The organism is Acutalibacter sp. (genome assembly GCF_056800975.1).
Map to the genome: position 1 here is coordinate 1 of NZ_JBQISV010000165.1, position 2,370 is coordinate 2,370.

The 2,370-nt window shown below is 60.3% G+C and carries 3 protein-coding genes; all 3 read left to right on the forward strand.

Annotation, left to right across the window (positions count from 1 at the left end):
- The first annotated feature begins 73 nt into the window (after window positions 1-73).
- From ACTO5E_RS10825 to ACTO5E_RS10835, 3 genes are read left to right on the forward strand one after another with little or no spacing between them, the layout of a single operon-like run.
- Complete coding sequence (locus ACTO5E_RS10825; protein ID WP_482303564.1) at window positions 74-967, forward strand: helix-turn-helix transcriptional regulator; 894 nt, start codon at window positions 74-76, stop codon at window positions 965-967.
- A 59-nt stretch (window positions 968-1,026) separates the two neighbouring features.
- Window positions 1,027-1,305, forward strand: a complete 279-nt coding sequence (locus ACTO5E_RS10830; RefSeq protein ID WP_482303566.1) for a DUF3795 domain-containing protein — start codon at window positions 1,027-1,029, stop codon at window positions 1,303-1,305.
- Window positions 1,306-1,309: 4 nt separating this feature from the next.
- The gene (locus tag ACTO5E_RS10835; RefSeq protein WP_482303567.1) at window positions 1,310-2,359 is read left to right on the forward strand and encodes a hypothetical protein; all 1,050 of its coding nucleotides are present in this window, start codon (window positions 1,310-1,312) and stop codon (window positions 2,357-2,359) included.
- Window positions 2,360-2,370 lie beyond the last annotated feature (11 nt).

The following is a 2,370-nucleotide window of genomic DNA, read 5'->3' on the forward strand; positions in this document are numbered from 1 at the left end:
AAAGCCGGCCGCTTTACTTTTCCCCATTCATCCGCTATAATAAAGCTATCCACCACTGAAAGGACCGCCGCCTATGAAAATCGAACGCCTTTTGGGCATTATCGCCATCCTTCAGCAGAAAAAGACCGTCACCGCCCCCTATCTGGCTGAAAAATTTGAGGTCTCCCGCCGCACCATCAGCCGGGACATTGAGGACATCTGCCGGGCGGGCATTCCTGTGGTCACTACCCAGGGCGCTGGGGGCGGCATCTCTCTGATGGACGGCTTTGCCCTGGATACCACTGTGTTCACCCACCAGGAGCTGGCCCACATCTTCACCGGCCTGCGCTCTCTGGACAGCGTCTCCCACTCCCCCACTGCCGAAAAGCTGGCCCAGAAGCTGGGCGGGGCCCGCCCTCAGGAGCCGTTTCTCATTGACCTCTCCTCCTTCTACCGGGACTCCCTGTCCTCCAAGCTAGAGCTCATCCGGCAGTCCATCCAGGAGTGCCGCTGCATCTCCTTTCGGTATTATTACAAAAAGGGGGAGGCGGACAAGCTGGTGGAGCCCTACCGGGCAGTCTTTCAGTGGTCCGACTGGTATGTGTTCGGATTTTGCCGGGAGCGGCAGGATTTTCGCATGTACAAGCTGCGGCGGCTGTGGGAGCTGCGCCTGACCGGCGAGAGCTTCTCTCCCCAGGAGGTGCCGGAGGAAAAGCTGCGGTTTGGGTCCCACTTGACTGACAGCTACCAGGTCCGCGGGGTGTACGACCCCTCTCTCAAGTACCGGCTGGTGGAGGAATACGGCCCCGGCTGCTTTACGGTAGGGGAGGACGGCAGATTGTACGCAGAGTGGGGCTTTACCACGCCGGAGCAGGCGGTGGAGTGGTTTTTGGCCTTTGGGGACAAGGCAAAGGCGCTGGGCCCGCCGGACATGGTGGAGCGGATGCGCCAGGCCATTGCCTTGCTGAATAAATTATATGAAACCTGACATACTGTTGTCTGGTTCCCTGTGGTATCCTGTAGAAAAATGACAGGAGGTGAACCATAATGGCGGATTCCAGATGCGGACTGCACTGCACTGGCTGTGAATACAAGGAGAGCTGCGGCTGCAAGGGCTGTATTGAGACAGAAGGCCACCCCTTCCACGGGGTGTGCCCGGTAGCGGCCTGCTGCCAGGAGAAGGGGGTTGTCCACTGCGGCCAGTGCCCCGAAATGCCCTGCCAGCTGCTGAACCAGTATTCCTGCGACCCCGAGCACGGGGACACGCCCCCCGGCGCGCGCATTGAGCAATGCAGGCAATGGTATGCACAGGAGAAAGGGACCTGAGCCTATGAATGACAAAAAAATGCTGGCCCTGCGCATGGAGCGCCAATGCCTTGCCGCACCTGCGGACGAGGCGGAGTATCTTGCCCTCTACCAGGACTGCCAGCCGGGACAGAACGTGTATTGGAGCGGCTTCGGCCAGCCCCCCACCCTGAGCTTTCGAGCAGCCTTTGACGACTTGGAGTTCAACCGCTGCCGCCAAGTGCGTCGAGAGCTGATCAAAGGCCGCTTTGCCGGAGGCAATCTGGGGTGGATCATTCCCGAGGATTTGGAGCTGTTCGCGGCCCTGTACCGCAAGCCGCTGACAAAGCCCACAGAAGTCCAGCTGGCCTTGCTGAACATGATAGAGCGGGAGGGACCTGTCACCATTCAACAGCTGAAGGAGGAGACCGGCCTGCTGGTAAAGGCTCTCACCCCTGCCCTGCACCGGCTACAGGAGGCTTTCCTCATCTATGAGAACCAGAACGACGGCCAGTGGGACCGGGGCTGGTATCCCTTCCGGGAGATGTTTCCTCAGGCGGACCTGGAGCGGTTCACCCGGCAGGAGGCACTAGAGCAGATATTGCTGCGGTTCGCCCGGCGCATGGTGTGGTTCGACAGCGGCATGGCAAAGAGCTTTTACCGCCTGCCGGAAAAGGAGATTAAGCGGGCCGCTGAAAGCCTGGCGGACAAGGGGACCCTGTCCACTTGGGGCACGGGCTATGTGCTGGCCCAGGACCGGGAACTGCTGACGAATCTGCCAGCAGAACCACCTCGGTCTGTCTATGCCATTCATCGCAACGACATGCTGTATAAGGCCCAGGAGCCAGCCCTGAAGGAGCTGGTAAAGCCCTTGACCGAGGGGCTTGCCTATGACCATGAGCCCCTGCAGTATCTCCTGGTGGACGGGGAATTCTGCGGGGCTGTGGTGGGGCATTTCCGCAACGGGCCCTATGATCTGAACGACGTGGTGTGCAGCCTGCCCGATGCTCGGGAACGCCGGGAGGAGCTGCTGGATGCGGTTCGGGCGGTGAATTTCGGCAAAGGCCCTCAGCGTTTTCTGGGCGAGGCGTTATAGGCCAGCAAGTC

Bases quoted from the DNA above. Each gene is read 5' to 3' on its own strand.
- ACTO5E_RS10830 (WP_482303566.1), top strand. From the start codon at position 1,027: ATGGCGGATTCCAGATGCGGACTGCACTGCACTGGCTGTGAATACAAG.
- ACTO5E_RS10825 (WP_482303564.1), top strand. From the start codon at position 74: ATGAAAATCGAACGCCTTTTGGGCATTATCGCCATCCTTCAGCAGAAA.
- ACTO5E_RS10835 (WP_482303567.1), top strand. From the start codon at position 1,310: ATGAATGACAAAAAAATGCTGGCCCTGCGCATGGAGCGCCAATGCCTT.